Genomic DNA, 25,166 nt, shown 5'->3' on the forward strand with positions numbered 1-25,166 from the left:
GGACAGGCGCGGCACCCCTGGGCGCCACACGGGGGGGGCACCCGCCCCTGCCCCCCGGGTCCCCCCCGGGCCCCGGGGGGGCCCCCGCCCCGCGCCCCCGGGGGGGGGCCCCCCGCCGCGTTCCCGGTGGGGCTACTCCTTGCGGAGCATCGCGTCGACCACCCGGGCGGAGGCCTTGCCGTCGTCCAGGTCGCAGTACGCCTCGCGGAACGCGTCGGCCCGTTCCGCGTACTCGGCCGTGACCTCGTCCAGCCGGCCGAGCACGGAGACGAGCTCCTCGGAGGTGGCCGGCATCGGCCCGGGCGCCTCGGCCTCGAAGTTCAGGCTGAAGCCGCGCAGGTTGTCCCGGTAGTGCTCCAGGTCGTAGGCGAAGAACACGATCGGCTTGCCGGTCGCCGCGAAGTCGAACACGCTCGCCGAGTAGTCCGTCACCAGGACGTCGGCGATCAGCAGCAGCTCCGCCATGTCGGGGTAGCTGCCGACGTCCCAGACGTAGCCGTTGCCGGCGCCCGGGATCTGGCCGCACATCAGGTGGTGCCGGCGCACCAGCAGCACCTGGTCGTCGCCGAGCGCGGCCCTGGCCGCCTCCAGGTCGATCCGCAGGTCGATCTGGTAGCCGCCCTGCGGCCGGCGCCGGTCCTCGCGCCAGGTCGGCGCGTAGAGCACGACCTTCTTGCCCTCGGGCAGGCCGAGCCGCTCCCGGACCTGCTCGGCGGTCTTCTCCCGGTCGGGCGCGAACAGCAGGTCGTTGCGGGGCGAACCGCTCTCCAGGATCTCGCCCTTGTAGTCGAAGGCGCGCCGCAGCACCGGGGCGGACCAGCGGTTGCCGGCCACCAGCAGGCTCCAGTTCGGGACCTCGCGGGCCAGGCTCCTGAGGTACTCGGAGTCGGTGAACCAGACCTTCTCGAAGTCGAAGCCGATCTGCTTCAGCGGGGTGCCGTGCCAGGTCTGGACGACCACCTGGTCGGGGCGGCGGACGAAGAAGTCGGGCAGGTGGGTGGAGGTCACGACGTACTTCGCGGTGGCCAGCGCCTCGTACCACTCCGGGCTGCGGTAGCGCAGCGCGGTCGCGCTCCGCGGCAGCTCGGCCTGCATGTCGTCGTTGCCCCACAGGTGCTCCAGCGGCAGGCCGCGGCGGACCAGCTCCTCGTGGACGGCCCGGGGCGAGCCGGAGTACGTGCCGTACTTGCCGGTGTGGTACAGCACCGCGTCGCGCACCGGCAGCCGGCGGGCGGCCGGGTAGTCCACGCTCTGCAGCCGGCGCTGGCGGTAGCCGGCCCGCTCCTCGGGCAGCAGCACCGAGTCCGACTCCAGCGACAGGCAGTCGTGGTGACGCCGCTCCAGCACTATCCGCTTGCCGCGGGACTCCACCTCGACCGGCAGCACGCCGTAGCAGTCCGGGGTGACCAGCGCGGCGGCGTCCGGCAGCTCGGGCACCGGCACCCCGACCGGGCGGAAGACGACGTGCCAGGTGCCCCGGGAGAGCGGCACCCGGCCGGCGAAGGACGCCGTCGGCACCGCGGGCAGTGCGGTGCGGAACCGGCCGTCCGAGATCTCCACCGGGTAGGAGTGCTCCTCCTCGCGCCACTTGTGGCGGACCACCAGCTCCCAGCGGTGCGCGCCGGGCAGCGGGAACGAGCCGCTCAGCAGGAAGCCGTCGGCGCCGCGCCCGGACACCTCGTCCACCAGCGGCTGGAGCACCTGGTCGGTGAACTGGAGGTGCCCGTGGGGGGAGGGCTTGGAGTAGAGCGCCCGGCGCTCGGCGACCGGGGCCTGCGGGTTCAGCGGCAGGTGCAGCCGCTCGGGCGCGTTGCGGTCGTCCCAGGCGAGCTGGAGGACGCTGCCGTCGGCCAGAAGCAGCGTGGCCTCCCAGTGGTCGCGGCTGCGCTCGGCGGCCACCGGGTCCAGCTCGGCCCAGGCCTCGCGGACGGCGGTCAGCTCGGCGACCGGGAAGGCCGCGGTGAACGGCTGGAGCGTGCCGACCGGCGTGCCCAGCTCCAGCGGGAAGGTCAGGTGGCGGTCCGACTCGGTGTGGGTGAGCCGCAGCCGCGCCCCGGCGAAGGCGGGGCCGGAGCGGGCCGCACCCGAGACCTCCAGCCGGTCGCCGTCCACGGCCAGGCCGGTCACCCGGGCCTTGACCGTCTCCACCCGGAGGTAGACGAAGTTGTCCCGGATCCACGGCACGATCCGTACGTCCGGCTCGACCCAGTGCGAGGGCAGGTACAGCGCGCTGTCGCTCCACCCGGCCGAGATCCGGCCCTTGTAGACCCCGCCCTTGCCCACGCCGGCCACCAGGACGCGCCAGTTGCCGTCCTTCCACTGGCCGCGGTGGCGCAGCTTCCTCGGGTCGACGGCGACGCTGAAGCCGGACCAGTCGCAGCTGTACAGGTCGTGCTGGCAGCTCGCGGTGGCCTCGGGGCTGTACGTCGTCTTCATCGGCACCGCGATCACCCGGCGCCCGTTGGCCTCGCGCAGCACCAGGGTGCGCACCATGTCGTGCTTGCCCGCCGCGCCCAGCTGCTCCGGGTACGCGTGGCCGGTCAGCCGGAGCTTGCCGTCCACCCAGGCGCTGTCGTACAGGCGGCTGCGGATGACCAGCGAGTTGTCCAGCTTCAGCACCCCGGCCGGCACGCTCTTGCGCCCGCCGCGCAGGAACGGGTAGTCGGCGTACGGGCGCAGCAGGCCGCGGGCCTGGACGCCGCCGCCGCTCTCGCGCTCGTAGGTGATCTGCTCGACCAGCTCGTCGATCCGGTTGGACAGGGTCAGGTGGTACTTCAGCCGCAGCGGGGCGCGCAGCCGGCCGACCTGCTCGGGGCCGATCGCCCGGAGCAGCCGGCCGACGTGCTGGAGGTAGGCGTCCCGGTACTCCCTGTCCCCCTCGACGAGGGAGGAGAAGAACATCGGGATCTCCTCGACGAGGGTGTTCTCGTCGTAGGAGCGCAGGTACTGGGCGAAGCGCGGCTCGGTCTGCTTCGTCAGCCAGGCGCGGACTAGCTCGACCGAGGAGACCCGGTCGACCAGGCCGCGCGGGTTGGTGCGCATCTGCGTGATCGACATCTCGCCGACCTCGCGCTCGCGCCAGTGGTAGATCGGCTCGGAGAGCACGTCCACGCTCTTGGCGAGGTAGTGGTGCGGCACGCTGACCGGCGCGTCCTCGTACAGGATGCCCTCGGGGTAGAGCAGGCCGGCCGCGTCGAAGAACGAGCGGCGGTACACCTTGTTCCACGCGGTGCGGTCGGTGACCAGCGCCGGGACCTCGGTGATGTGGGTCTTGAGCCTGGTCTCCTTGAACGGCTTCACGTGGCCGCCGGACTGGTAGTAGCCCACGGCGCGGAAGCGCAGCACGTTGCCGGTGCAGAAGTCCGAGCCGGTCTCGTCCAGGGTGTTGATCATCAGCTCGTACGCGCTCGGCGGCATCGAGTCGTCGCTGTCCACGAAGCACAGGAACTCGGAGTCCGGGTCGATGTGCCGGATGCCCGTGTTGCGGGCCGCGCCGAGGCCCTTGTTCACCTGCCGGACCAGCCGGAACCGGGAGTCCCCGGCCGCGTACGCCTCGGCGAGCGCCGCGCTGCCGTCCTTCGAACCGTCGTCGACCATGACGCACTCGAAGTCCGTGAAGGTCTGGGCGGCGATCGAGTCGAGGCATTCGACGAGGTAGCGCTCGACGTTGTAGATCGGGACGACGATGGAGAGGCGGGGAGCCATCGGCTACGCAGGCCTTTCTCTGGAGGAGCGTGGCAGCCCGTACGGGGTCTGACCGCACTTGGATCGGTGCGTACGTGCGCCCCCGATCCTACCTCCGGGGTCCTCGCCCGCCCGGGGACCACTACGCTGGGCCGGTGCCCCGCTTCAGCGTGATCGTCCCCGTGTACAAGGTCCAGGACTACCTCGCCGAGTGCCTCGACTCGGTGCTCGGCCAGGACGGCCCGGACTTCGAACTGATCGCGGTGGACGACCGCTCCCCGGACGGCTGCGGCGCCCTGCTGGACGGGGCGGCGGCCGCCGACGCCCGGGTCCGGGTGCTCCACCTGCCGGAGAACGTCGGCCTCGGCCGGGCCCGCAACGCGGGCCTGGAGGTCGCCACCGGGGACTACGTGGTCTTCCTCGACAGCGACGACACCCTGACCCCCGGATTGCTGAAGGCCGTCGACGAGCGGCTCACCGCCACGGGTGACCCGGACGTCCTGGTGTACGACTACGCCCGCACCTACGCCGACGGCCGGATCACCCGGGCCGCCTCGGCGCACGTCTTCGGCGCCGCCTCCCCGGACGTCTTCGACCTCGACGCCCGCCCCGACCTGCTCGACCTGCTCCAGGTGGTCTGGAACAAGGCCTACCGCCGAGGCTTCGTCACCGAGCAGCGGCTGGTCTTCCCGGCCGGCTACTACGAGGACACCCCCTGGACGTACCCGGCGCTGCTCGCCGCCGCCCGGATCACCCTGCTCGACCGGGTCGGCGTGCACTACCGCCAGCGCCAGGAGGGCGGCAACATCCTGGCCACCGCCAGCCGCAAGCACTTCGACGTGTTCGCCCAGTACGACCTGGTCTTCGCCTTCCTGGACGGCCGCCCGGACCTGGACCGCTGGCGCCCGGTCGTCTACGGCCGGATGCTGCACCACCTCAACACCGTGGTCTCCAAGCCCGGCCGGGTGCCGCCCGGCGACCGCCGGGAGTACTTCCGCCGGGCCGCCGAGCACTGCGCCCGGCTGCGGCCGGCCGGCTACCGGCCGCCGCCCGGGGTGGACGGCGTGCGCACCGAACTGCTCGGCCACGGCCGCTACGCCGCCTACCAGGCCGTCCGCGCGCTGGCCGGGGCCCGGCGACTCGTCAAGCGGTAGCGCGGACCTGACGCCCGTTCGGGGGATATCCCGGTATAACCGGTAGGTGGACTTCCTGACCCGCCTGCCGGTCGTCGGCCCGCTCGTGGCCCGGGTGCTGCGCTGCCGTCCGTACCTGGTGTACGAGTACCTGTCCGCCGCCCGGGGCAACCGGCTGGCCGGCGCCGTCACCTTCTTCGGCTTCCTCGCGCTCTTCCCGCTACTCACGGTGGGCCTGGCGATCGCCGCCGCGACGCTGAGCGACAGCCGGGTGCGTGAGCTGCAGGAGCACATCGCCGACCAGCTGCCGGGGCTCTCGGACGCCCTCGACCTGCCCGCGCTGGTGGCCAACGCGGGCACCGTCGGGCTGGTCGGCGGGGCGCTGCTGCTGGTCTCCGGCCTCGGCTGGGTGGACACCATGCGCACCTCGGTCCGGGACCTGTGGCAGCTGCCCCAGGAGGAGGAGAACCCGGTCCTGCGCAAGGCCCGGGACGTGGCGGTGCTGGCCGGCCTCGGCCTGGTGTCGCTGTTCTCGCTGGCCGCCTCGGCCGCCGGGACCACGCTCGCCGGGCGGATCGCGGACGCCGCCGGCCTGCGCAGCGGTTACGTGCTGACCGCCGTCGGCGTGCTGATCGCCATAGCGTGCGACATGCTGCTCTTCGCCTACCTGCTGGCGCCCTTCCCCGGGATCACCGACCAGGGCCGGCGGGCCCTGTGGCAGGGCGCGCTGATCGGCTCGGTCGGCTTCGAGCTGCTGAAGCTGCTGCTCGCCTCGTACCTGGGCTCGGTCGCCGGGAAGAGCCTGTACGGGGCGTTCGCCACCCCGGTGGCCCTGCTGCTGTGGATCAACTTCGTCTCCCGGCTGCTGATGTACTGCGTGGCCTGGACGGCGACGGCCGACCCGGTGGCCGCCCGGGAGCGGACCAGGGCGCAGGGGCGGGCGCTGCTGGAGGCGGCCGACGCCGCGCAGGCGGCGGAGGAGGCCGACGAGGCGCAGCGGGCCGCCCGGGGCGGGCAGCGCGGGACGGACGAGGAGCGGCGGGCCGGGGGGAAGGACGGCACCGCCCGGCCCCAGGGCTGAGGCCGGGCCGCCCGGTCCGCGGGGTCAGCCGGTGGAGCGGCGGCGCCGCAGCACCACCGCGCCGTACCCGGCCGCGGCCGCCGCCAGCACCACGGCCGACCAGGCGCCGGGGCCGAGCCCGCCGCCCCCGCCCGACGCCGCGGGCGCCGCGGCGGGTGCGGCGGTGGGCGAGGGGTGCGGCGGCGGCGCGGGCGTGCCGTCGGTGCCGCCGGCCTGGCCGGTCGGCTCGCTGCCGGCGGGCGGGAGCTCGTCGACCAGCCGGCCGACCGGCTGCACCCGGCCGGCCGCGGCGAAGCCCCAGTCGAGCAGGGCGGCCGTCTCGTCGTACACCTTCTGGTAGCTCGCCGGGTGCATCACCGTGACCAGCAGGGTGCGGCCGTCGCGCTCGGCGGCGCCGACGAAGGTCGAGCCGGCGTTGGTGGTGGTGCCGTTCTTCACGCCGATCAGGCCCGGGTACCTGCCCAGCAGCCGGTCGGTGTTGGCGATCCCGAAGCTGCCGCGCTGGCCGTTCTTGTCGACGGCGCCCGGGAACATCGCGTCCCGGGTGGCGCAGTAGGTCCGGAAGTCCGCGTTGCGCAGGCCGGCCCGGGCGAACAGTGACAGGTCGTAGGCCGAGGAGACCTGGCCGTCCATGTCGTAGCCGTCCGGGGAGACCACCCGGGTGTCCCGTGCCTGGAGGGCGTCGGCGCGGGCCTGCATCTCGGCGACGGTCCGCTGGACGCCGCCGTTCATGTGGGCCAGGACGTGCACCGCGTCGTTGCCGGAGCTCAGGAACACCCCGCGCCACAGGTCCTCGACCCGGTAGTCCAGGTTCTCCTTGATGCCGACCAGGCTGCTGCCGGGGCCGATCCCCTGGATCTCCTCGTCGGCCACCCGGTGCACGGCGTCGCGGTCGAACTTGGGCAGCACGGTGTCCGCGAAGAGGATCTTCAGGGTGCTCGCCGGGGGCAGCCGCAGGTGCGGGTTGCTGGCTGCCAGCACCTCTCCTGACGTCGCGTCGGAGACTATCCAGGACTGGCCGGTGAGGTCGGCGGGCAGCGGCGGGGCGCCCGCCAGCGGGGCGACCTGGACCCCGGGGAGCCCGAGCCGCTCGCCGCCGATCGCGGCCGACGGGGGCGGCTGCTGCGGGGCCGCGCCCGCCGGGGCGGCGAGCAGGACCGGGAGGGCCGCGGTGAGCGCGGCACACAGGCGCGCGAACGTGAGACGGGGTGTGGGCACCAGCAGACCGTACCCACTCGCGGCGGCCGGTGTCCGCCCCCCGGGGCCCGTCCTCCGCAGGAGGGGCCAGCCGTACGCCGATCGGCGGCCCGCGCATACTGGGATGCACACCGCCTTCACACGCCGAGGACCCCCATGAAGCTCAGCCGCCGCACCTCCTGGTTCCTGACCGCCTTCGGGGTCTGGTCGATGATCATCTGGACGACCTTCGTCAAGAACCTGTGGAAGGACTCCGGCGGCCAGGCCTTCACCGGCGGCGACCACTCCCAGCCCACCGCCTTCTTCTGGGTCCACCTCCTGCTCGCGGTGACCTCCTTCGTCCTCGGCATCGCCGTCGGCAGCATCGGTGTGCGCGGCCTGCGCGCCACCCGCCGCGCCCCGGCCGCCGACTGAGCACGCCGGCTGAGCACGCCGACTGAGCACGCCGGCCGGGAACGCCGAAGGCCCCGCCCGATCAACGGATCGGGCGGGGCCTTCGGCGTGTCGGGCCGGGATCAGAAGCGGCGGGTCACCAGGGCCCGCTTCACTTCCTGGATCGCCTTGGTGACCTCGATGCCACGGGGGCAGGCCTCGGAGCAGTTGAAGGTGGTGCGGCAGCGCCACACGCCCTCACGGTCGTTGAGGATCTCCAGGCGCTGCTCGGCACCCTCGTCGCGCGAGTCGAAGATGAAGCGGTGCGCGTTGACGATGGCGGCCGGGCCGAAGTACTGGCCGTCGTTCCAGAACACCGGGCAGGACGACGTGCACGCGGCGCACAGGATGCACTTGGTGGTGTCGTCGAAGCGCTCGCGGTCCTCGGCGGACTGCAGGCGCTCGCGGGTCGGCTCGTTCCCCTTGGTGATGAGGAACGGCATGACGTCCTTGTACGCCTGGAAGAACGGGTCCATGTCCACGACCAGGTCCTTGAGGACCGTCAGGCCCTTTATGGCCTCGATCGTGATCGGCTTCTCCGGGTTGACGTCCTTGATCAGGGTCTTGCACGCCAGCCGGTTGCGGCCGTTGATCCGCATGGCGTCGGAGCCGCAGATGCCGTGCGCGCAGGAACGGCGGTAGGTGAGGGTGCCGTCCTGCTCCCACTTGATCTTGTTGAGCGCGTCCAGGACGCGCTCCTTCGGGTCCATCGTCAGCTGGTAGTCGACCCACACCGGGTCCGGGTGCTCCTCCGGGTTGAACCGGCGGATCCGGAAGGTGACGGTGATCGGCTGGAGGGCGCCGGCCTCGACCGCGTCCAGAGCGGCCGAGTGCTTCTCCACGGTCGGAGTGCTCATCAGTACTTACGCTCCATCGGCTGGTAGCGGGTCGTGACGACCGGCTTGTAGTCGAGGCGGATGGAGGTGGTGCCGTCGGCGGCAACCTCCTGGTACGCCATGGTGTGCTGCATGAACTTCACGTCGTCACGGGTCGGGAAGTCCTCGCGGTAGTGGCCGCCGCGGGACTCCTCGCGGGCCAGCGCGGAGACGGCCAGCACCTCGGCCAGGTCGAGCAGGTTGCCCAGCTCGACGGCCTCCAGCAGGTCCGTGTTGTAGCGGAAGCCCTTGTCCTGGATGGAGACGTTCCTGTAGCGCTCCTTCAGCGCGGCGATGTCCTCGACCGCCTGCTTCAGGGTGGCGCCGGTGCGGTACACCATGGCGTTGGTGTCCATGGTCTCCTGCAGCTCCTTGCGGATCTGCGCCACGGACTCGGTGCCGGTGCCCTCGCGCAGGCCCTCGACCAGGGCCTGGACCTTCTCGGCCGGGTTCTCGGGCAGCTCGACGAACTCGTTCGCGTTGGCGTAGTCGGCGGCGGCGATGCCCGCGCGACGGCCGAACACGTTGATGTCCAGCAGCGAGTTGGTGCCCAGGCGGTTGGCGCCGTGCACGGACACGCAGGCGACCTCGCCGGCCGCGTACAGGCCCGGGACGATGTCGGTGTTGTTGCGCAGGACCTCACCCTCGACGTTGGTCGGGATGCCGCCCATGGCGTAGTGCGCGGTGGGCTGGATCGGGATCGGGTCCGTGTAGGGCTCGATGCCGAGGTAGGTGCGCGCGAACTCGGTGATGTCCGGCAGCTTGGCGTCCAGCTGCTCCGGCGGCAGGTGGGTGAGGTCCAGGTAGACGTGGTCGCCCTCGGGACCGCAGCCGCGGCCCTCGCGGATCTCGGTGTAGATCGCGCGGGAGCAGACGTCACGGGACGCGAGGTCCTTCATGACGGGGGCGTAGCGCTCCATGAAGCGCTCGCCGTCCTTGTTGCGCAGGATGCCGCCCTCGCCGCGGGCGCCCTCGGTGAGCAGGATGCCCATGCGCCAGATGCCCGTCGGGTGGAACTGGAAGAACTCCATGTCCTCCAGCGGCAGGCCGCGGCGGTAGACCAGGGCCTGGCCGTCACCGGTGAGGGTGTGGGCGTTGGAGGAGACCTTGAAGAACTTGCCGGTGCCGCCGGAGGCGAACACGACCGACTTGGCCTGGAAGACGTGGATCTCGCCGGTGGCCAGCTCGTAGGCGACGACGCCGGCCGTCCTGCCCTCGTTGAGCAGCAGGTCGAGGACGTAGAACTCGTTGAAGAACTCGACGCCGTGCTTGACGCAGTTCTGGAACAGCGTCTGGAGGATCATGTGGCCGGTGCGGTCGGCCGCGTAGCACGAGCGGCGGACCGGGGCCTCGCCGTGGTTGCGGGAGTGGCCGCCGAAGCGGCGCTGGTCGATCCGGCCCTGCTCGGTGCGGGAGAAGGGCAGGCCCATCTTCTCCAGGTCGAGGACGGCGTCGATGGCCTCCTTGCACATGATCTCGGCGGCGTCCTGGTCGACCAGGTAGTCACCGCCCTTGACCGTGTCGAAGGTGTGCCACTCCCAGTTGTCCTCCTCGACGTTGGCCAGCGCGGCGCACATGCCGCCCTGGGCCGCGCCGGTGTGGGACCGGGTCGGGTAGAGCTTGGTCAGGACGGCGGTGCGGCTGCGCTGCGTCGACTCGATGGCCGCGCGCATGCCGGCGCCGCCGGCGCCGACGATGACGGTGTCGTACTGGTGAATCTGCATGGGGGGTTAACTCGCCTCTGGCCTCTGCCGATGGTCGATGGTGCTCGCGGCTCAGATGTTGGGGTCGAAGGTGAAGATCACCAGGGTGCCCAGCAGCACGGTGAAGACCGTGGCGGTGCCCATGAGCCCCTTGAGCCAGAGCCGGGTCGAGTCCTTCTCGGCGTAGTCGTTGATCACCTGGCGCATGCCGTTGGCGCCGTGCAGCATGGCGAGCCAGAGCATCAGGAGGTCCCAGCCCTGCCAGAACGGCGAGGCCCAGCGGCCGGCCACGAAGGCGAAGCCGATCTTGGAGACGCCGCCGTCGAGCACCAGCATGATCAGCAGGTGGCCGAGGATCAGGACGACCAGGACGACACCGGACAGGCGCATGAAGAGCCAGGCCAGCATCTCGAAGTTGGTCCGGGTGCGGCGCGGGGTCTTCGCGGTCCGCTTGCGCGGGGGCTCGATGACGAACGCGTCGGCCGGGTTGCCGGTGCCGAGGCCCGTGCCGGTGTGCGCCTGCTTGGACGGGACGACGACGGCGTCGGAGATTTCCGTGGACATGTCTCGGCTCACTTCCCGAACCAGGAGATCAGCGTGTGCTGGAGGATCCCGTAGAAGGAACCGGCCATCAGGACGACCCAGACGCCGACGACGCTCCAGAGCATCTGCTTCTGGTACTTCGGGCCCTTGGACCAGAAGTCCACTGCGACGACGCGCAGGCCGTTCAGGGCGTGGAACAGGATGGCGGCCACCAGGCCGTACTCCATCAGGTTCACGAGCGGAGTCTTGTACGTCTGGATGACGGTGTCGTAGGACTCCGGCGACACTCGCACGAGGGCGGTGTCCAGGACGTGGGCGAACAGGAAGAAGAAGATGAGGACGCCGGTGACTCGATGAGCCACCCAGCTCCACATGCCTTCCCGGCCGCGGTACAGCGTTCCAGCCGGCACGGAAAAACCCTCCGGAAGCGATTGGGGGCTCGGCCGGCTTCGGTGTCGGTCAGCCCGGCCGGGTACGGTCCACCGGCCGCCAGCATCCTATCGACGCCTTGTCGTGAACCGCCTCCGGGGGCCCCAGGTGTGATCAATCAGGCACTTCTGGCCTAGTGCGGCGGGAACCAAACCCCGGGTCATCACCACGGGTGACGGCATGCTCGCGCCCCGTGCCGGTGGGCACGGGGCGGGGCGTCGCGGGCCGGTGCGGGGTCGGTGGTGGCCCGGTTCACTCGTCCGGGGGGATGCGCGGGCTCCGGCGGGTGACCTCACCCGGGCGGGTGAGGGGGCGGGTGGTGCGGGCTCAGCGCGCCGCGGCCTCCGAGTGGGTCGCGACCAGGTGCTCCAGGCGGGTCAGGGCGATCCGGCGGAGTTCGTCGGCCGCGATCAGCCGCTCCTCGTCCGGGTCGTTGGCGAGGCGGGTGCGGATCGAGGAGAGCACGGCGTCGAGCATCTCCTCCGGCGCGAGGCCCTCCAGGCAGACCACGAACACGTGGCCGAACCGGGCCTCGTACGCGGCGTGCGCCGCCCGCAGCGCGGTGTGCGCGGCCTGGCTGCCGGGGGCCCGCATGCCGAGCAGCGGCTGCGGCATCCAGCTCTCGTCCGCCAGCGCCTCGGTGAGGTCGGCCGGGCGCAGGTCGTAGGAGGCCTCGCTGGCGGCGGCCAGCAGGGACTCTATGTCGGGGTAGGGCCGGTGGGCGGTGAGCCGCAGGGCCCAGCGGTGGCTGCCGCAGCAGGCCAGCAGGGCCTCCTCGGCCGCGCCGGCGTCGGCTTCGTTGAAGCGGTGCAACCCCAGGAGGGTCGGCTCTGTTCTGACGTCGAGCCGCTGTGACGGGATGTCGCTGGCCAGCGGGTCCTCCTCGTGAGGGCGGGAAGGTGCCGGTGGAGAGGGGTCGTGCGCAGGTGGGACGGGGGCTGCCGAGGGGCGCACGAGCGCCGGTCGTCCAGCGCCTCAAAGGTAGTTGAGCGGTCATCAGTTGGGGAGGGCGCGCGCCGGATTCATCCGGACGAGCTATCAAGTTGTGACGTTGACACTCGCGTGTCAGCGCCCTCCCTTGTCCCACCCGCCCCGGGGGGCCTCAGGCGCGGTGGACCTTGTGGTTGGCGGCCTGCGCCCGGGGACGGACCACCAGCAGGTCGACGTTGACGTGCGGGGGCCGGGTGACCGCCCACGCCACGGTGTCCGCGATGTCCTCGGAGGTGAGCGGTTCGGCCACGCCCGCGTACACCGCGGCGGCCTTCTCCTCGTCGCCGCGGAAGCGGGTGACCGCGAAGCCCTCGGACCTCACCATGCCGGGGGCGATCTCGATCACCCGGATCGGCTCCCCGCACAGCTCCAGGCGCAGCGTGGCGGCGATGGTGTGGGCGGCGTGCTTGGCGGCGACGTACCCGCCGCCGCCCTCGTACGCGGCCAGCGCGGCGGTCGAGGAGAGCACCAGCACGGTGCCGTCGCCGGTCGCCCGCAGGGCCGGCAGCAGGGCCTGGGTCACGTGCAGCACGCCGAGCACGTTCACCTCGTACATGGCCCGCCAGTCGGCCGGGTCGCCGTGCTCGACGGTCTCGGCGCCGATCGCGCCGCCGGCGTTGTTCACCAGGACGTCCACCCGGCCGACGGCCGCCGCGAAGGCGTCCACGGCGGCCCGGTCGGTGACGTCCAGGGTGACGGCCCGGGCGCTGCCGCCCCGCTCGGCGATCTCTCCGGCCAGCGCCTCGATCCGGTCGGTGCGGCGGGCGGTCAGGACCACCTCGAAGCCCTCGGCGGCCAGCCGGCGGGCGGTCGCCGCGCCGATCCCGCTGCTGGCACCGGTGACCACGGCCACCTTCTGCTCGGTCATTGCCACTCCCTGGGGCTCGTCGCTCGTTCACCCGATCATCTCAACCGCGCCTGCGCTCCGGCGGGCCGGGCGCCCGCCGCCCGGCGCGGACCCGGATAGTGCGAGGACCCCGCCGGTGCGGGCCCCGGCAGCGCGGGGCCCGGCCGTGCGGCGGCCCCGACCCCCCGAGCCCCGGAGGACCCCATGGCAGCCGAGCCCCGCCGCGCCGAGTCCGGCTTCGAGATCGAGCCGCTGTACGGCCCCGAGTCGCTGGCCGGCTGGGACGCCGACGCCCGGCTGGGCCGGCCGGGGGCGTACCCGTACACCCGGGGCGTGTACCCGACGATGTACACCGGCCGGCCCTGGACGATGCGCCAGTACGCGGGCTTCGGCACCGCCGCCGAGTCCAACGCCCGCTACCGGCAGCTGATCGCGGGGGGCGGCACCGGCCTGTCGGTCGCCTTCGACCTGCCCACCCAGATGGGCTACGACTCGGACGCCCCGCTCGCCGCCGGGGAGGTCGGCCGGGTGGGCGTCGCCGTGGACAGCGTCGAGGACATGGCCGAGCTGTTCGAGGGCATCCCGCTCGGCGGGGTGTCCACCTCGATGACCATCAACGCGCCCGCCGCCCTGCTCCTGCTCCTGTACCAACTGGTCGGCGAGGCCCAGGGGGTGGCGCCGGCGGCGCTCACCGGGACGGTCCAGAACGACGTGCTGAAGGAGTACATCGCCCGCGGCACCTACATCTTCCCGCCGGAGCCCTCGCTGCGGCTGGCCGCCGACGTGTTCCGGTACTGCCGGGCAGAGGTCCCGCGCTGGAACACCGTCTCCGTCTCCGGCTACCACATGGCCGAGGCCGGGGCCGATCCCGCGCAGGAGGTCGCCTTCACCCTGGCCAACGGGATCGCCTACGTCCGCACCGCGATCGCCGCCGGGATGGCCGTGGACGACTTCGCGCCCCGGCTCTCCTTCTTCTTCGTGGCCCGCACGACCCTGCTCGAAGAAGTGGCCAAGTTCCGGGCGGCACGCCGGATCTGGGCCAGGACCATGCGGGACGTCTTCGGCGCCCGGGACCCGCGCTCGCAGATGCTGCGCTTCCACACCCAGACCGCCGGAGTGCAGCTCACCGCCCAGCAGCCCGAGGTCAACCTGGCCAGGGTGACGGTCCAGGCGCTCGCCGCGGTGCTCGGCGGCACCCAGTCGCTGCACACCAACAGCTTCGACGAGGCGATCGCGCTGCCCACCGAGAAGGCCGCCCGGCTGGCCCTGCGCACCCAGCAGGTGCTCGCCCACGAGACCGACCTGACGGCCACCGTCGACCCGTTCGCCGGCTCCTACGCCGTCGAGTCGCTCACCGACGCGGTGGAGGCCGCCGTGCTGGCGCTGATGGACCGCATCGAGGAGCAGGGCGGCGCGGTGGCCGCGATCGAGCGCGGATACCAGAAGGGCGAGATCGAGCGCACCGCCTACCGGGTCCAGCGGGAGACGGAGGCGGGGGAGCGGACCGTGGTCGGCGTCAACCGCTTCCGGTCGGACACGGAGGAGCCGTACCGGCCGCTGCGGGTGGACCCGGCGATCGAGGCGCGGCAGGCGCGGCGGCTGGCCCGGCTGCGCGCCGAGCGCTCCGCCGGCGCCGTCACCCGGGCGCTGGACGGGCTGCGCCGCACCGCCGAGGGGCCGGGGAACGTGCTCTACCCGATGAAGGAGGCGCTGGCCGCCCGGGCCACCGTCGGCGAGGTCTGCGACGCGCTGCGCGGGGTGTGGGGGACGTACGCCCCGGTGGAGCGCTTCTGACCACCGGCTGAACGGCCGTCAACCAGCGCGTGCCGTCGGGCGGGGGACGGCCGTGACCACCGGCCCGGGGGATCGTTGCACAGGGCACGCAACCCGGGGAAGGCGGCTGAAACAAGATGTCATACCCACGTGTCCGGCCGGTATGCGCCCATCCGGGGACTAGTTTTCCGGAAGTCGGGCCAAAACCCCCCAGCAGGCCTACGATTGGCGAGATGAACCGTCCTGAGCCCGCTCAGCCGGGCACGACTCTCGCCCCCGTACGCCCCGCCGCCGATCTGCGCGACCGGGTACGGGCGCTGGAGCCCGAGCTGATCGCCTTCCGCCGTGACCTGCACCGGCACCCGGAGCTGGGCCGCCAGGAGTTCCGAACCACCGGGCTGCTGCGCGACCGGCTGGAGGCCGCCGGCCTCGAACCCCGGGTGCTGCCCGGCGGCACCGGCCTGCTCGTCGACATCGTCCCGCCCGGCACCGCCCCGGACACGGAGTTCCTCGCCTTCCGCGCCGACATCGACGCGTTGCCGATCGACGACGCCAAGACCGACGTGCCGTACCGCTCCACCGTCCCCGGCCGGGCCCACGCCTGCGGCCACGACGTGCACACCGCGGTGGTGCTCGGCACCGGCCTGGTGCTGGCCGAGGCCGTCCGCACCGGGGAGCTGAGCCGCCCCGTGCGGCTGGTGTTCCAGCCCGCGGAGGAGGTCATGCCGGGCGGTGCGCTGGACGTCGTCAAGGCCGGCGGGATGGCGGGCGTCGGGCGGATCTTCGCGGTGCACTGCGACCCGAAGGTGGAGGTCGGCCGGATCGCCCTGCGGGTCGGCGCGATCACCTCGGCCTGCGACCGCCTGGTGCTCCACCTGGACGGCCCCGGCGGGCACACCGCCCGTCCGCACCTGACCACCGACCTGGTCACCGCGGTCGCCCGGGCGGCCGCCGACCTCCCGGGCGCGCTGGCCCGCCGGATGGACCCGCGCTGGGGCGTCAGCCTGGTCTGGGGGCGGATCGCCTCCGGCTCCGCGCCCAACGTCATCCCGCAGCACGCCGAGTTGGAGGGCACCGTCCGCTGCCTGGAGCTGGACGGCTGGCGCGAGGCGCCGGACCTGCTGCACGAGTTGATCGCCAAGCTGGCCGAGACCCACCGGGCCAAGTGGACGCTGGACTACCACCGCGGGGTGCCGCCGGTGGTCAACGAGGCGGTCTCGGTCGCCCGGTTGGACGAGACGATGAACGCCCGCTTCGGCGGCGACGGCGTCCAGGTGGTGGAGGGCACCGAGCAGAGCCTGGGCGGCGAGGACTTCTCCTGGTACCTGGAGCACGCCCCGGGCGCGCTGGCCAGGCTCGGCGTCCGCCCGCCCGGCGACCCGGCCGTCCGCGACCTGCACCAGGGCCGGTTCGACGTGGACGAACGGGCGATCGGCATCGGGGTGGAGCTGTTCGCGGCGCTGGCCCTGGAGGCGGACGGCAGCTGACGGCGGTTCCGGGGGCGGAGCCGGGGGCCCGGGGCGCGGTGCGCGTCTTCGCACGCGCCCCCCGGGCGGTTTCCGTAAGCTGGGCCGAACGGGCCTCCACAGCGCGCCGAACCGCCCCCGGATCACCGTCCGTACAGGGGAAAGAGCCGCGGGAAAGACGTCAGACCACGGTTTGATAACAACCCGAACGCTCCGCCACCCCGTAACACAACCGTGTTCTACGCGCGTTACGGTGGCGTCCGACCACGCTAAACGGTTGCGTGTAGAAGGAGATATCCCCTTGCGCCGTTCAATGAAGCTCGCCGCGGTTGTGCTCTCGGGTTCCCTGGGCATGGCCTCGCTCGCCGCTTGCGGCGCAAAGAGCACCGACTCCTCCTCCGCCGGCTCGGGCGACGGCTCGCTCAAGGTCGGCATGGCCTACGACATCGGCGGCCGTGGCGACCAGTCGTTCAACGACTCCGCCGCCCGCGGCCTCGACCGGGCCAAGTCCGAGCTGGGCGTCGCCGTCACCGAGGCCGAGGCCAAGCCGGGCGAGGCCGAGGCCGACAAGGAGACCCGCCTCAAGAACCTGATCGACGGCGGCTACAAGACCATCGTCGCGGTCGGCTTCGTCTACCAGCAGGCGGTCAACAAGGTCGCCAAGGACAACCCGGGCGTCAAGTTCGCGATCATCGACTCGAACGACAAGGACCAGCCGGCCAACGTCACCTCGCTGCTCTTCGCCGAGCAGGAGGGTTCGTACCTGGCCGGTGTCGCCGCCGCGAACAAGTCGAAGGCCAAGCACGTCGGCTTCATCGGCGGTGTGCAGTCCGAGCTGATCAAGAAGTTCGAGGCCGGTTACAAGGCGGGCGTGAAGTCCGTCGACCCGAACATCACGGTCGAGACCACCTACCTGAGCACCCCGCCGGACTTCACCGGCTTCACCTCGCCCGACAAGGGCAAGGAGGCCGCCCAGGGCCAGCTCGACAAGGGCGCGGACGTCATCTACACCGCCGCCGGCTCCTCCGGCAACGGCGCCATCGAGGCCGTCTCCAACGCCGGCAAGATGGCCATCGGCGTCGACTCCGACCAGGCCAACCAGCCGGCCCTGGCGAAGTACAAGAACGCCATCCTGACCTCGATGGTCAAGAACGTCGACACCGCGGTGTTCTCGTACGTCCAGTCGGTCAAGCAGGGCCAGACCCCGACCGGCATCAAGCTGTTCGACCTGAAGGCCGACGGTGTGTCGCTCTCCAAGACCGGCGGCAAGATCGACGACATCCAGGACAAGCTGAAGGCCGCCGAGGACGCCATCAAGTCCGGCGCCACCACGATCCCGACCGCGCCGGCCCAGTAAGGACCGCGCGTCCCGGACGCCGCAGCGCCTGCCGCCTGCCCGGCAGCGCGATGTCACGAATGCACGGGAGGGGCCCGGAAGGGTGCGCTCAACGCGTACCCCCGGGCCCCGTTCCGTCCCCCCACGTTCCCCCTTGGCCCTCCCCGCGCAACGACGCGCCTCCAGACCACCAGGAGATCGCCATCACCGCATCCGACCCCGTCCCCCCGCGCGAGGACGGCACCCCCAGCGCGGGGACGGCGACACCGGCCGTCGAACTGCGCGGCATCACCAAGCGCTTCCCGGGCGTCGTGGCCAACCACGACATCAACCTCACCGTGCGCACCGGCACCGTGCACGCCCTGATGGGCGAGAACGGCGCCGGCAAGTCGACGCTGATGAAGATCCTCTACGGCATGCAGAAGCCGGACGAGGGCACCATCGCGATCAACGGCGAGCAGTGCGAGTTCAACACCCCCGGCGACGCCATCGCCCGCGGCGTCGGCATGGTGCACCAGCACTTCATGCTCGCCGACAACCTCACCGTGTGGGAGAACGTCGTCCTCGGCGGCGAGAAGCTCCACGGCATCGGGGCCAGGGCGAAGGCGAAGATCAGGGAGATCTCGGACCAGTACGGCCTGGGCGTGCGCCCGGACGCCCTGGTCGAGGACCTCGGCGTCGCCGACCGCCAGCGCGTCGAGATCCTCAAGGTGCTGTACCGCGGCGCCAAGATCCTCATCCTGGACGAGCCCACGGCGGTGCTCGTCCCGCAGGAGGTCGACGCGCTGTTCGACAACCTGCGGGAGCTGAAGTCCGAGGGCGTCACCGTCATCTTCATCTCGCACAAGCTGCACGAGGTGCTCGCGGTGGCCGACGCGATCAGCGTCATCCGGCGCGGCACCACGGTCGGCGACGCCGACCCGAAGGCCGTCACCGCCCGCCAGCTCGCCGAGCTGATGGTCGGCGCCGAGCTGCCCTCCCCGGAGAGCCGGGAGTCGACCGTCACCGAGGCCGAGATGCTCGGCGTCGAGGGCCTGCGGATCTCCAAGACCGACGCCGAGGGCATCGAGCGCGTCGTCCTGGACGACATCTCGCTGCGCATCCGCAAGGGCGAGATCCTCGGCATCGCCGGGGTCGAGGGCAACGGCCAGGCCGAGCTGGTCGAGGCCATCATGGGCATGCTGCCGCTGAGCGCCGGCACCGTGACCCTGGACGGCCGGGACATCTCCGGCTCCCAGACCCGGGCCCGCCGCGAGGCCGGCATCGGCTACATCCCCGAGGACCGCCACCGGCACGGCCTGCTGCTGGAGGCCCCGCTCTGGGAGAACCGCATCCTCGGCCACGTCACCGAGGCGCCCAACTCCAGGGGCCTGCTGCTCGACCCGTCCGCCGCCCGGGCGGACACCCAGCGGATCGTCGAGCAGTACGACGTCCGCACCCCCGGCATCGAGGTCACCGCGGCCTCGCTCTCCGGCGGCAACCAGCAGAAGCTGATCATCGGCCGCGAGATGAGCCACCAGCCCAAGCTGCTGATCGCCGCCCACCCCACCCGCGGTGTGGACGTCGGCGCACAGGCGCAGATCTGGGAGCACATCCGGGTCGCCCAGCGGGCCGGCTTGGCCGTGCTGCTGATCTCCGCCGACCTGGACGAGCTGATCGGCCTGTCCGACACCATCCGGGTGATCTACCGCGGCCGCCTGGTCGCCGACGCCGACCCGGCCACCGTCACCGCCGAGGACCTCGGCACCGCGATGACCGGTGCCGCCAGCGGCCACCTGGAGTCCGAGCCGCAGGCCGTCGCCGAGGCGCACGCCGTCGCGGCCGAGGGCACCGAGGCCGAGGCCGGGGACCAGCCCACCGACACCGCCGACGACCCGCAGGCGGGGGAGTAACCCATGACCAGTCCCAACCCCGCCGCCGCCAAGCCCGGCCTGGCGCAGCGGTTCAGCGGCGAGCGGATCGCGCTCGCGCTGGCCGCACCGGTGCTCGCGATCGTGCTGTCCGTCGCGATCTGCTCCGTCCTGCTGGCCACCTCGGGCAAGAACCCGTTCGACGCGTGGAACGTGATGATCACGTACGCCACCAAGGCGGACGGCCAGGTCAACATCCTCAACCGGACCAGCACGTACTACCTGGCCGCCGCGGCCGCCGCGTTCGGGTTCCGGATGAACCTGTTCAACATCGGCGTCGAGGGCCAGTACAAGGTCGCGGCGCTGTTCGCGGCCTTCGTCGGCAGCCAGCTCGACCTGCCGGCCGTCCTCCAGATCCCGCTGCTGCTGCTCACCGCGATGGTGGTCGGCGGTCTGTACGCGAGCGTCGCCGGCCTGCTGAAGGTCTACCGCGGCGTCAGCGAGGTCATCTCGACCATCATGCTGAACTCGATCGCCACCGCGATCGTCGGCGTGCTGCTCGTCCCGGGGATCTTCGCGCCCAAGGTCAGCGGCACCAGCAACTCGATCCAGACCAAGCCGGTCTCGGAGTCCAGCCACTTCTTCTCGATCGAGACGAACGGCGGCAGGCTCTGGGGCTTCCTGGTGGTCGCCCTCGTCGTCGGCGTGGTCTTCCAGTTCGTGCTGACCCGCACCCGCTTCGGCTTCGACCTGCGCGCCACCGGCCGCTCGGAGAGCGCCGCGACGGCCTCCGGCGTGAACGTCCGGAAGATGGTCGTCGTCTCGATGGTCGTCTCCGGTGCGATCGCCGGTCTGATCGGCCTGCCCGAACTGCTGCAGAACTCGTACTACTTCGGCCAGACCTTCCAGCCCGGACTGGGCTTCCTGGGCATCTCGATCGCCCTGCTCGGCCGCAACAGCCCGATCGGCATCGCCTTCGCGGCGCTGCTGTTCGCCTTCCTGGACGCCGCCGGCTCGGTGCTGCCGCTGCCCCTGAACGGCGAGTTCCCCTTCGAGATCGTCGACGTCATGAAGGGCACCATCGTCATCTGCGTCGTCGTCGCGTACGAGCTGGTGCGCCGCTACGGCCTGGTCCGCCAGCAGAAGCGGGTCGGCGCCGAGCTCGCCGCCCAGGCCGCCGCGGCCGCCGAGAAGAAGGAGGTCTCCGCATGAGTACGGCCACCGCTGCGCGCCCGAAGGCGTCGGGCGCGCCCGCGAAGAAGCGCAAGCTGTCCTGGCCGGTGGTGCTCCTGCTGATCGCGGGCGCCCTGGTGCTGGTCGCCGCCGTGGGCATGGCCACCGGCAACCACTCGCTGACCTCCTCCGGGCAGGTCACCGCCGCGCTCGGTGCGGCCGTGCCGATCGGCATGGCCGGTCTGGGCGGCCTCTGGTCCGAGCGGGCCGGCGTGGTCAACATCGGCCTCGAAGGCATGATGGTCGCCGGCACCTTCTGCGGCGCCTGGGCGGGCTACCTGGTCAACCCGTGGGTCGGCCTGCTGGCCGGCATGGCGGGCGGCGCGGCCGGCGGCCTGCTGCACGCGCTCGTCACCGTCACCTTCGGCGTCGACCACATCGTCTCCGGCGTCGGCATCAACCTGCTGATCCCCGGCATCTGCGCGTACGTCAACCGGATCTACTACAAGGACTACGTGGCCTTCGGCGCCGGGCAGAACCAGTCCCCGCCGGCCGATCCGCTGCCGTACATCACCGTCCCCGGACTGTCCTCCGGCCTGAAGGACATCGAGGGCCACCACTGGTTCTTCGTCTCGGACGTCGCGGGCGTGCTCGGCGGCCTGGTCACCAACATCTCGGTGGTCGTGCTGCTCGCCGCCGCGCTGATCGTGGCCAGCTACTTCGCGCTCTGGCGCACGGTGTTCGGCCTGCGGCTGCGCTCCTGCGGCGAGAACCCCACCGCCGCCGAGTCGCTGGGCGTCAACGTCTACAAGTACAAGTACCTGGCGGTCACCGCCTCCGGTGCCTTCGCGGGCCTCGGCGGCGCGTACCTCTCGCTGGTCGCCGCGCACTTCTACAAGGACGGCCAGACGGCCGGCCGCGGCTTCATCGGCCTCGCCGCGATGATCTTCGGCAACTGGATGCCCGGCGGCCTCGCCATGGGCGCCGGCCTGTTCGGCTTCACCGACAGCCTCCAGCTGCGCGACCCGGAGTCGGTGCACGTGCTGATCCTGATCGTCGGCATCGCGATGGTCCTGCTCGCGCTCTGGCACCTGTACCGCCGCAAGTACCTCGCGACGGCCCTCGCCGCCGCGGCCGCCGCGGGCCTGCTCTGCTGGTACGCGTTCACCGAGGAGGTGCAGCGCCCGCTGATCGTCGCCACGCCGTACGCGATCACCCTGGTGGTGCTCGCCCTGGCCTCGCAGCGGCTGCGGATGCCGAAGGCGGACGGCCAGGTCTACCGGAAGGGCCAGGGCAAGTGACGGCCGACCTGCCCGCGGCGCCGTCCGCGATCGACTGGGAGCGCCTGCGCGAGGCGGCGCGCTCGGCGATGGGCCACGCGTACGCCCCGTACAGCGGCTTCCCGGTCGGCGCGGCCGCGCTGGTGGAGGACGGCCGGGTGGTCACCGGCTGCAACGTGGAGAACGCCTCGTACGGGCTGGGGCTGTGCGCCGAGTGCGGGCTGGTGTCCGCGCTGCACTCCTCCGGCGGCGGCCGGCTGGTCGCCTTCACCTGCGTGGACGGCGCCGGCGAACTGCTGATGCCGTGCGGGCGCTGCCGCCAGCTGCTGTACGAGCACGGCGGGCCCCAGCTGCTGATAGAGCTGCCCTCCGGCATCAAGCCGATGAGCGAGGTCCTCCCGGACGCCTTCGGACCCGAGCGGATGTAAGGGCCCTTCGAGGTCTGGATTCCTTTTCTGTTACGCGCGTAGAGTGTCGCGAGTGGGCCGGAACCCGGTCATCTCGCGACACTCTTCGCTTTTGAAACCCCTCTTGGAGCACGCATGGACGCCATCTCCGTCATCAGGACCAAGCGCGACCGCGGAGAGCTGAGCGACGCTCAGATCGACTGGGTCATCGACGCCTACACCCGCGGTGAGGTCGCCGACGAGCAGATGTCCGCGCTGGCGATGGCGATCCTGCTGAACGGGATGCGGCCGCACGAGATCAGCCGCTGGACCGACGCCATGATCCGCTCCGGCGTCCGGATGGACTTCTCCTCGCTGCCGCTGCCCACCAGCGACAAGCACTCCACCGGCGGCGTCGGCGACAAGATCACCCTGCCGCTCGCCCCGCTGGTCGCCGCCTGCGGCGCCGCCGTCCCGCAGCTGTCCGGCCGCGGCCTCGGCCACACCGGCGGCACCCTCGACAAGCTGGAGTCCATCCCCGGCTGGCGCGCCCTGCTCTCCAACGAGGAGATGATGGACGTGCTGCGCTCCGCCGGCGCGGTGATCTGCGCGGCGGGCGACGGCCTCGCCCCGGCCGACAAGAAGCTGTACGCGCTGCGCGACGTGACCGGCACCGTCGAGGCCATCCCGCTGATCGCCTCCTCGATCATGTCGAAGAAGATCGCCGAGGGCACCGGCGCGCTGGTGCTGGACGTCAAGGTCGGCTCCGGGGCGTTCATGAAGAACCTGGACGACGCCCGCGAGCTCGCCCGCACCATGGTCGGCCTGGGCACCACGGCCGGCGTCAACACCGTCGCCCTGCTGACCGACATGTCCACCCCGCTCGGCCTCACCGCGGGCAACGCGCTGGAGGTCCGGGAGTCCCTGGAGGTGCTCGCGGGCGGCGGCCCGGCCGACGTCGTCGAGCTGACCCTGGCGCTCGCCCGCGAGATGCTCGCCGCGGCCGGCGTCCGGGGCAAGGACCCGGCGGACGCGCTGCGCGACGGCTCCGCGATGGACCACTGGCGGCGCATGATCTCCGCCCAGGGCGGCGACGTCGACGCCCCGCTGCCGGTCGCCCGCGAGCAGCACGTCATCCCGGCGCCCGCCTCCGGCGTGCTCACCGCGCTGGACGCGTACGCGGTCGGCGTCTGCGCCTGGCGCCTGGGCGCGGGCCGCGCGCGCAAGGAGGACCCGGTGCAGGCCGGGGCCGGCGTCGAACTGCACGCCAAGCCCGGGGACACCGTGGTGGCCGGCCGGCCCCTGCTGACCCTGCACACCGACACCCCGGAGCGCTTCGACTACGCCGTCGAGGCCCTGGCCGGCGGCATCGAGGTCGCCCCGGCGGGCACGGCGTTCACCCCGAACCCGATCGTGCTCGACCGCATCGCGTAGTCGGGCGATGACCGTGTGTGCGGCAGCGTGCCCTACGCTGCCGCCCAGGGGAGTCGACCGCTTCACCGTCGAGATCGGGCCGGTGGACCCGTCCGGTGGAGGACCCGCCGTACGCGTGAACTGCCGCGCGAGCAGGTGGAGCGGAGCCCCGAGGAGGCGGCGACTGTCCGCTTCCGGGGGCGCGCTGCCTGAACACCGTCGAGGAGCCCGTACCCGGTCGCCGGGTACGGGCTCCTTCGCGTCCCTCAGGCCCGGACGGCCGCGGCCGAGCGCCGGGCCGCGTGGGCCCGGCGGGTGGCGTAGAGGGTGACGGCGGCGGCGAGGGCCATGGCCGTGAGGCCGACGGTGGCGGCGCCGGGCCAGCCGGTGGCGTGGTAGGCGTCGGCGCCGAGGGTGCCGCCGAGGCTGTTGCCGAGGTAGTAGGCGATCAGGTACAGGGCGGAGGCCTGGGCGCGGCCCTCGGTGGCGGTGCGGCCGACCGAGGAGGAGGCGGTGGCGTGGCCGGCGAAGAAGCCGGCCGTGATCAGGACCAGCCCGAGCAGGGCGCAGACCAGCGACTCGGCGAGGGAGAGCAGCAGGCCGGCCGCCGTCACGCCGATGGAGACGTAGAGGGCGCCGCGCCGGCCGAGGCGGCCGGAGAGCCGGCCGGCCGCGGCGGAGGTGCCGGTGCCGACCAGGTAGACCACGAAGATCGAGGCGGCGATCGACTCCGGCAGGTGGAACGGCGCGGCGATCAGCCGGTAGCCGACGGTGTTGTAGACCGCCCCGAACACCGCCATGAACAGCATTCCGAGCGCGTACAGCCGCACCAGCAGCGGGTTGCGCAGGTGCCGTCCGACGGTGCGGGCCAGGGCCCGGGCGTCCACCGGGGCCGGGGTGAAGTGCCGGGCGGCGGGGATCAGCAGCCGGAAGGCGAGCGTGGCGAGCAGGGCGAGGACGGCGGAGGCGGCGAGGCCCCAGCGCCAGCCGAACCCGGCGGCGGTCCAGCCGGAGACCAGCCGGCCGCCCATGCCGCCGATGCTGTTGCCGGCCACGTACAGGCCCATCGCGGAGGGCAGCGCGCCGGGGTGGACCTCCTCGGCGAGGTAGGCCATCGCGGTGGCGGGCAGCCCGGCGAGGGCGGCGCCCTGGAGGACCCGCAGGGCGACGAGGGTGGTGAGGTCCGGCGCGAAGGGCAGCGCGAGCGCGAGGACGGAGGCGGCGAGGGTGGAGGCCGTCATCACCGCGGTGCGGCCGTACCGGTCGGAGAGCGCGCTGGCCGGGAGCAGTCCGAGGGCGAGGCCGAGGGTGGCGGCGGAGGCCGTCCAGCTGGCCTGGCCGGGGGTGAGGCCGAGATCGGCCGAGAGGACCGGCAGCAGGCCCTGGGTGGCGTAGAGCAGGACGAAGGTCGCGACCCCGGCGGCGAACAGGGCGAGGTTGGCGTGGCGGAAGGCGCGCAGGCCGGGGCGGAGGCGGTCGTCCGTCGCGCGGGCGGCGGAGGGGGCGGGGGCGGGGGCATCCGGGGTGGTCACGGATGCCCCGGTATCGGCGGGCTGCATGTCGTCGACGGTAGGC

Annotated in this window: 20 protein-coding genes; 11 read left to right on the forward strand and 9 right to left on the reverse strand. The window is 72.4% G+C overall.

Features of this window, described 5'->3' with window-relative positions:
- Positions 1–132: 132 nt before the first annotated feature.
- Entirely contained in the window at positions 133–3,705 is a 3,573-nt protein-coding gene (locus tag ACH5AR_RS06670; RefSeq protein WP_396300262.1) for a CDP-glycerol glycerophosphotransferase family protein, read from the reverse strand.
- 134 nt (positions 3,706–3,839) lie between these two features.
- Between ACH5AR_RS06670 and ACH5AR_RS06675 the strand changes: the two genes are divergently transcribed.
- Entirely contained in the window at positions 3,840–4,838 is a 999-nt protein-coding gene (locus ACH5AR_RS06675; RefSeq protein ID WP_396300263.1) for a glycosyltransferase family 2 protein, read from the forward strand.
- Positions 4,839–4,884: 46 nt separating this feature from the next.
- Positions 4,885–5,898 (forward strand): YihY/virulence factor BrkB family protein, encoded by a 1,014-nt coding sequence (locus ACH5AR_RS06680; RefSeq protein ID WP_396300264.1) that lies wholly within the window; start codon positions 4,885–4,887, stop codon positions 5,896–5,898.
- A 24-nt stretch (positions 5,899–5,922) separates the two neighbouring features.
- On the opposite strand, the gene ACH5AR_RS06685 is transcribed toward ACH5AR_RS06680, so the two are convergent.
- Positions 5,923–7,116: a D-alanyl-D-alanine carboxypeptidase family protein gene (locus tag ACH5AR_RS06685; protein ID WP_396300265.1), complete on the reverse strand. Its 1,194-nt coding sequence runs from the start codon at positions 7,114–7,116 to the stop codon at positions 5,923–5,925.
- 135 nt (positions 7,117–7,251) lie between these two features.
- Between ACH5AR_RS06685 and ACH5AR_RS06690 the strand changes: the two genes are divergently transcribed.
- A complete protein-coding gene (locus tag ACH5AR_RS06690) occupies positions 7,252–7,509 on the forward strand; it encodes an SCO4848 family membrane protein (RefSeq protein ID WP_396300266.1) in 258 nt (85 codons plus the stop codon).
- 101 nt (positions 7,510–7,610) lie between these two features.
- Here ACH5AR_RS06690 and ACH5AR_RS06695 read toward each other — a convergent pair whose 3' ends face one another.
- From ACH5AR_RS06695 to ACH5AR_RS06720, 6 genes are all read right to left on the reverse strand, one after another.
- A complete protein-coding gene (locus ACH5AR_RS06695; protein WP_396300267.1) occupies positions 7,611–8,384 on the reverse strand; it encodes a succinate dehydrogenase iron-sulfur subunit in 774 nt (257 codons plus the stop codon).
- Positions 8,384–10,126 (reverse strand): succinate dehydrogenase flavoprotein subunit, encoded by a 1,743-nt coding sequence (gene sdhA, locus ACH5AR_RS06700; RefSeq protein WP_396300268.1) that lies wholly within the window; start codon positions 10,124–10,126, stop codon positions 8,384–8,386. Before sdhA ends, ACH5AR_RS06695 begins: the two co-directional genes overlap by 1 nt.
- Positions 10,127–10,177: 51 nt before the next feature.
- Complete coding sequence (gene sdhD, locus ACH5AR_RS06705) at positions 10,178–10,669, reverse strand: succinate dehydrogenase, hydrophobic membrane anchor protein (RefSeq protein WP_396300269.1); 492 nt, start codon at positions 10,667–10,669, stop codon at positions 10,178–10,180.
- 8 nt (positions 10,670–10,677) lie between these two features.
- On the reverse strand, positions 10,678–11,058 hold the full coding sequence (gene sdhC, locus ACH5AR_RS06710; RefSeq protein WP_074003919.1) for a succinate dehydrogenase, cytochrome b556 subunit: 381 nt from the start codon (positions 11,056–11,058) through the stop codon (positions 10,678–10,680).
- A gap of 346 nt (positions 11,059–11,404) precedes the next feature.
- Positions 11,405–11,890: a 2-oxo-4-hydroxy-4-carboxy-5-ureidoimidazoline decarboxylase gene (locus tag ACH5AR_RS06715; RefSeq protein ID WP_396300270.1), complete on the reverse strand. Its 486-nt coding sequence runs from the start codon at positions 11,888–11,890 to the stop codon at positions 11,405–11,407.
- Positions 11,891–12,179: 289 nt separating this feature from the next.
- A complete protein-coding gene (locus tag ACH5AR_RS06720; RefSeq protein ID WP_396300271.1) occupies positions 12,180–12,935 on the reverse strand; it encodes an SDR family oxidoreductase in 756 nt (251 codons plus the stop codon).
- A gap of 183 nt (positions 12,936–13,118) precedes the next feature.
- Between ACH5AR_RS06720 and ACH5AR_RS06725 the strand changes: the two genes are divergently transcribed.
- The 8 genes from ACH5AR_RS06725 to ACH5AR_RS06760 all read left to right on the forward strand — a co-directional run bounded on the left by ACH5AR_RS06725 (position 13,119) and on the right by ACH5AR_RS06760 (position 23,612).
- Positions 13,119–14,708, forward strand: coding sequence for a methylmalonyl-CoA mutase (locus tag ACH5AR_RS06725; RefSeq protein ID WP_396300272.1), 1,590 nt, complete (start codon positions 13,119–13,121; stop codon positions 14,706–14,708).
- Positions 14,709–14,920: 212 nt separating this feature from the next.
- The gene (locus tag ACH5AR_RS06730; RefSeq protein WP_396300273.1) at positions 14,921–16,174 is read left to right on the forward strand and encodes an amidohydrolase; all 1,254 of its coding nucleotides are present in this window, start codon (positions 14,921–14,923) and stop codon (positions 16,172–16,174) included.
- Positions 16,175–16,454: 280 nt separating this feature from the next.
- Positions 16,455–17,510 (forward strand): BMP family protein, encoded by a 1,056-nt coding sequence (locus ACH5AR_RS06735; RefSeq protein ID WP_396300274.1) that lies wholly within the window; start codon positions 16,455–16,457, stop codon positions 17,508–17,510.
- 59 nt (positions 17,511–17,569) lie between these two features.
- Complete coding sequence (locus ACH5AR_RS06740; protein ID WP_396300275.1) at positions 17,570–19,381, forward strand: ABC transporter ATP-binding protein; 1,812 nt, start codon at positions 17,570–17,572, stop codon at positions 19,379–19,381.
- A 3-nt stretch (positions 19,382–19,384) separates the two neighbouring features.
- Positions 19,385–20,551, forward strand: coding sequence for an ABC transporter permease (locus ACH5AR_RS06745; protein WP_396300276.1), 1,167 nt, complete (start codon positions 19,385–19,387; stop codon positions 20,549–20,551).
- Positions 20,548–21,813 carry an ABC transporter permease gene (locus ACH5AR_RS06750; protein WP_396300277.1) on the forward strand — a complete coding sequence of 422 codons (1,266 nt, stop codon included), beginning with the start codon at positions 20,548–20,550 and terminating at the stop codon, positions 21,811–21,813. Before ACH5AR_RS06745 ends, ACH5AR_RS06750 begins: the two co-directional genes overlap by 4 nt.
- Positions 21,810–22,220 (forward strand): cytidine deaminase, encoded by a 411-nt coding sequence (locus ACH5AR_RS06755; RefSeq protein WP_396300278.1) that lies wholly within the window; start codon positions 21,810–21,812, stop codon positions 22,218–22,220. Before ACH5AR_RS06750 ends, ACH5AR_RS06755 begins: the two co-directional genes overlap by 4 nt.
- A 114-nt stretch (positions 22,221–22,334) precedes the next feature.
- Positions 22,335–23,612: a thymidine phosphorylase gene (locus ACH5AR_RS06760; protein WP_396300279.1), complete on the forward strand. Its 1,278-nt coding sequence runs from the start codon at positions 22,335–22,337 to the stop codon at positions 23,610–23,612.
- A gap of 245 nt (positions 23,613–23,857) precedes the next feature.
- On the opposite strand, the gene ACH5AR_RS06765 is transcribed toward ACH5AR_RS06760, so the two are convergent.
- Positions 23,858–25,150: an MFS transporter gene (locus tag ACH5AR_RS06765; protein WP_396300280.1), complete on the reverse strand. Its 1,293-nt coding sequence runs from the start codon at positions 25,148–25,150 to the stop codon at positions 23,858–23,860.
- Positions 25,151–25,166: the final 16 nt, after the last annotated feature.

The sequence above is a fragment of the Kitasatospora sp. NPDC018619 genome, assembly GCF_044391605.1.
Taxonomy (GTDB): domain Bacteria; phylum Actinomycetota; class Actinomycetes; order Streptomycetales; family Streptomycetaceae; genus Kitasatospora.

Bases quoted from the DNA above. Each gene is read 5' to 3' on its own strand.
- ACH5AR_RS06745 (WP_396300276.1), top strand. From the start codon at position 19,385: ATGACCAGTCCCAACCCCGCCGCCGCCAAGCCCGGCCTGGCGCAGCGG.
- ACH5AR_RS06720 (WP_396300271.1), bottom strand. From the start codon at position 12,935: ATGACCGAGCAGAAGGTGGCCGTGGTCACCGGTGCCAGCAGCGGGATC.
- ACH5AR_RS06695 (WP_396300267.1), bottom strand. From the start codon at position 8,384: ATGAGCACTCCGACCGTGGAGAAGCACTCGGCCGCTCTGGACGCGGTC.
- ACH5AR_RS06750 (WP_396300277.1), top strand. From the start codon at position 20,548: ATGAGTACGGCCACCGCTGCGCGCCCGAAGGCGTCGGGCGCGCCCGCG.
- ACH5AR_RS06725 (WP_396300272.1), top strand. From the start codon at position 13,119: ATGGCAGCCGAGCCCCGCCGCGCCGAGTCCGGCTTCGAGATCGAGCCG.
- sdhD (WP_396300269.1), bottom strand. From the start codon at position 10,669: ATGTCCACGGAAATCTCCGACGCCGTCGTCGTCCCGTCCAAGCAGGCG.
- ACH5AR_RS06740 (WP_396300275.1), top strand. From the start codon at position 17,570: ATGCACGGGAGGGGCCCGGAAGGGTGCGCTCAACGCGTACCCCCGGGC.
- ACH5AR_RS06765 (WP_396300280.1), bottom strand. From the start codon at position 25,150: ATGCAGCCCGCCGATACCGGGGCATCCGTGACCACCCCGGATGCCCCC.
- ACH5AR_RS06690 (WP_396300266.1), top strand. From the start codon at position 7,252: ATGAAGCTCAGCCGCCGCACCTCCTGGTTCCTGACCGCCTTCGGGGTC.
- ACH5AR_RS06670 (WP_396300262.1), bottom strand. From the start codon at position 3,705: ATGGCTCCCCGCCTCTCCATCGTCGTCCCGATCTACAACGTCGAGCGC.
- ACH5AR_RS06760 (WP_396300279.1), top strand. From the start codon at position 22,335: ATGGACGCCATCTCCGTCATCAGGACCAAGCGCGACCGCGGAGAGCTG.
- sdhA (WP_396300268.1), bottom strand. From the start codon at position 10,126: ATGCAGATTCACCAGTACGACACCGTCATCGTCGGCGCCGGCGGCGCC.
- ACH5AR_RS06730 (WP_396300273.1), top strand. From the start codon at position 14,921: ATGAACCGTCCTGAGCCCGCTCAGCCGGGCACGACTCTCGCCCCCGTA.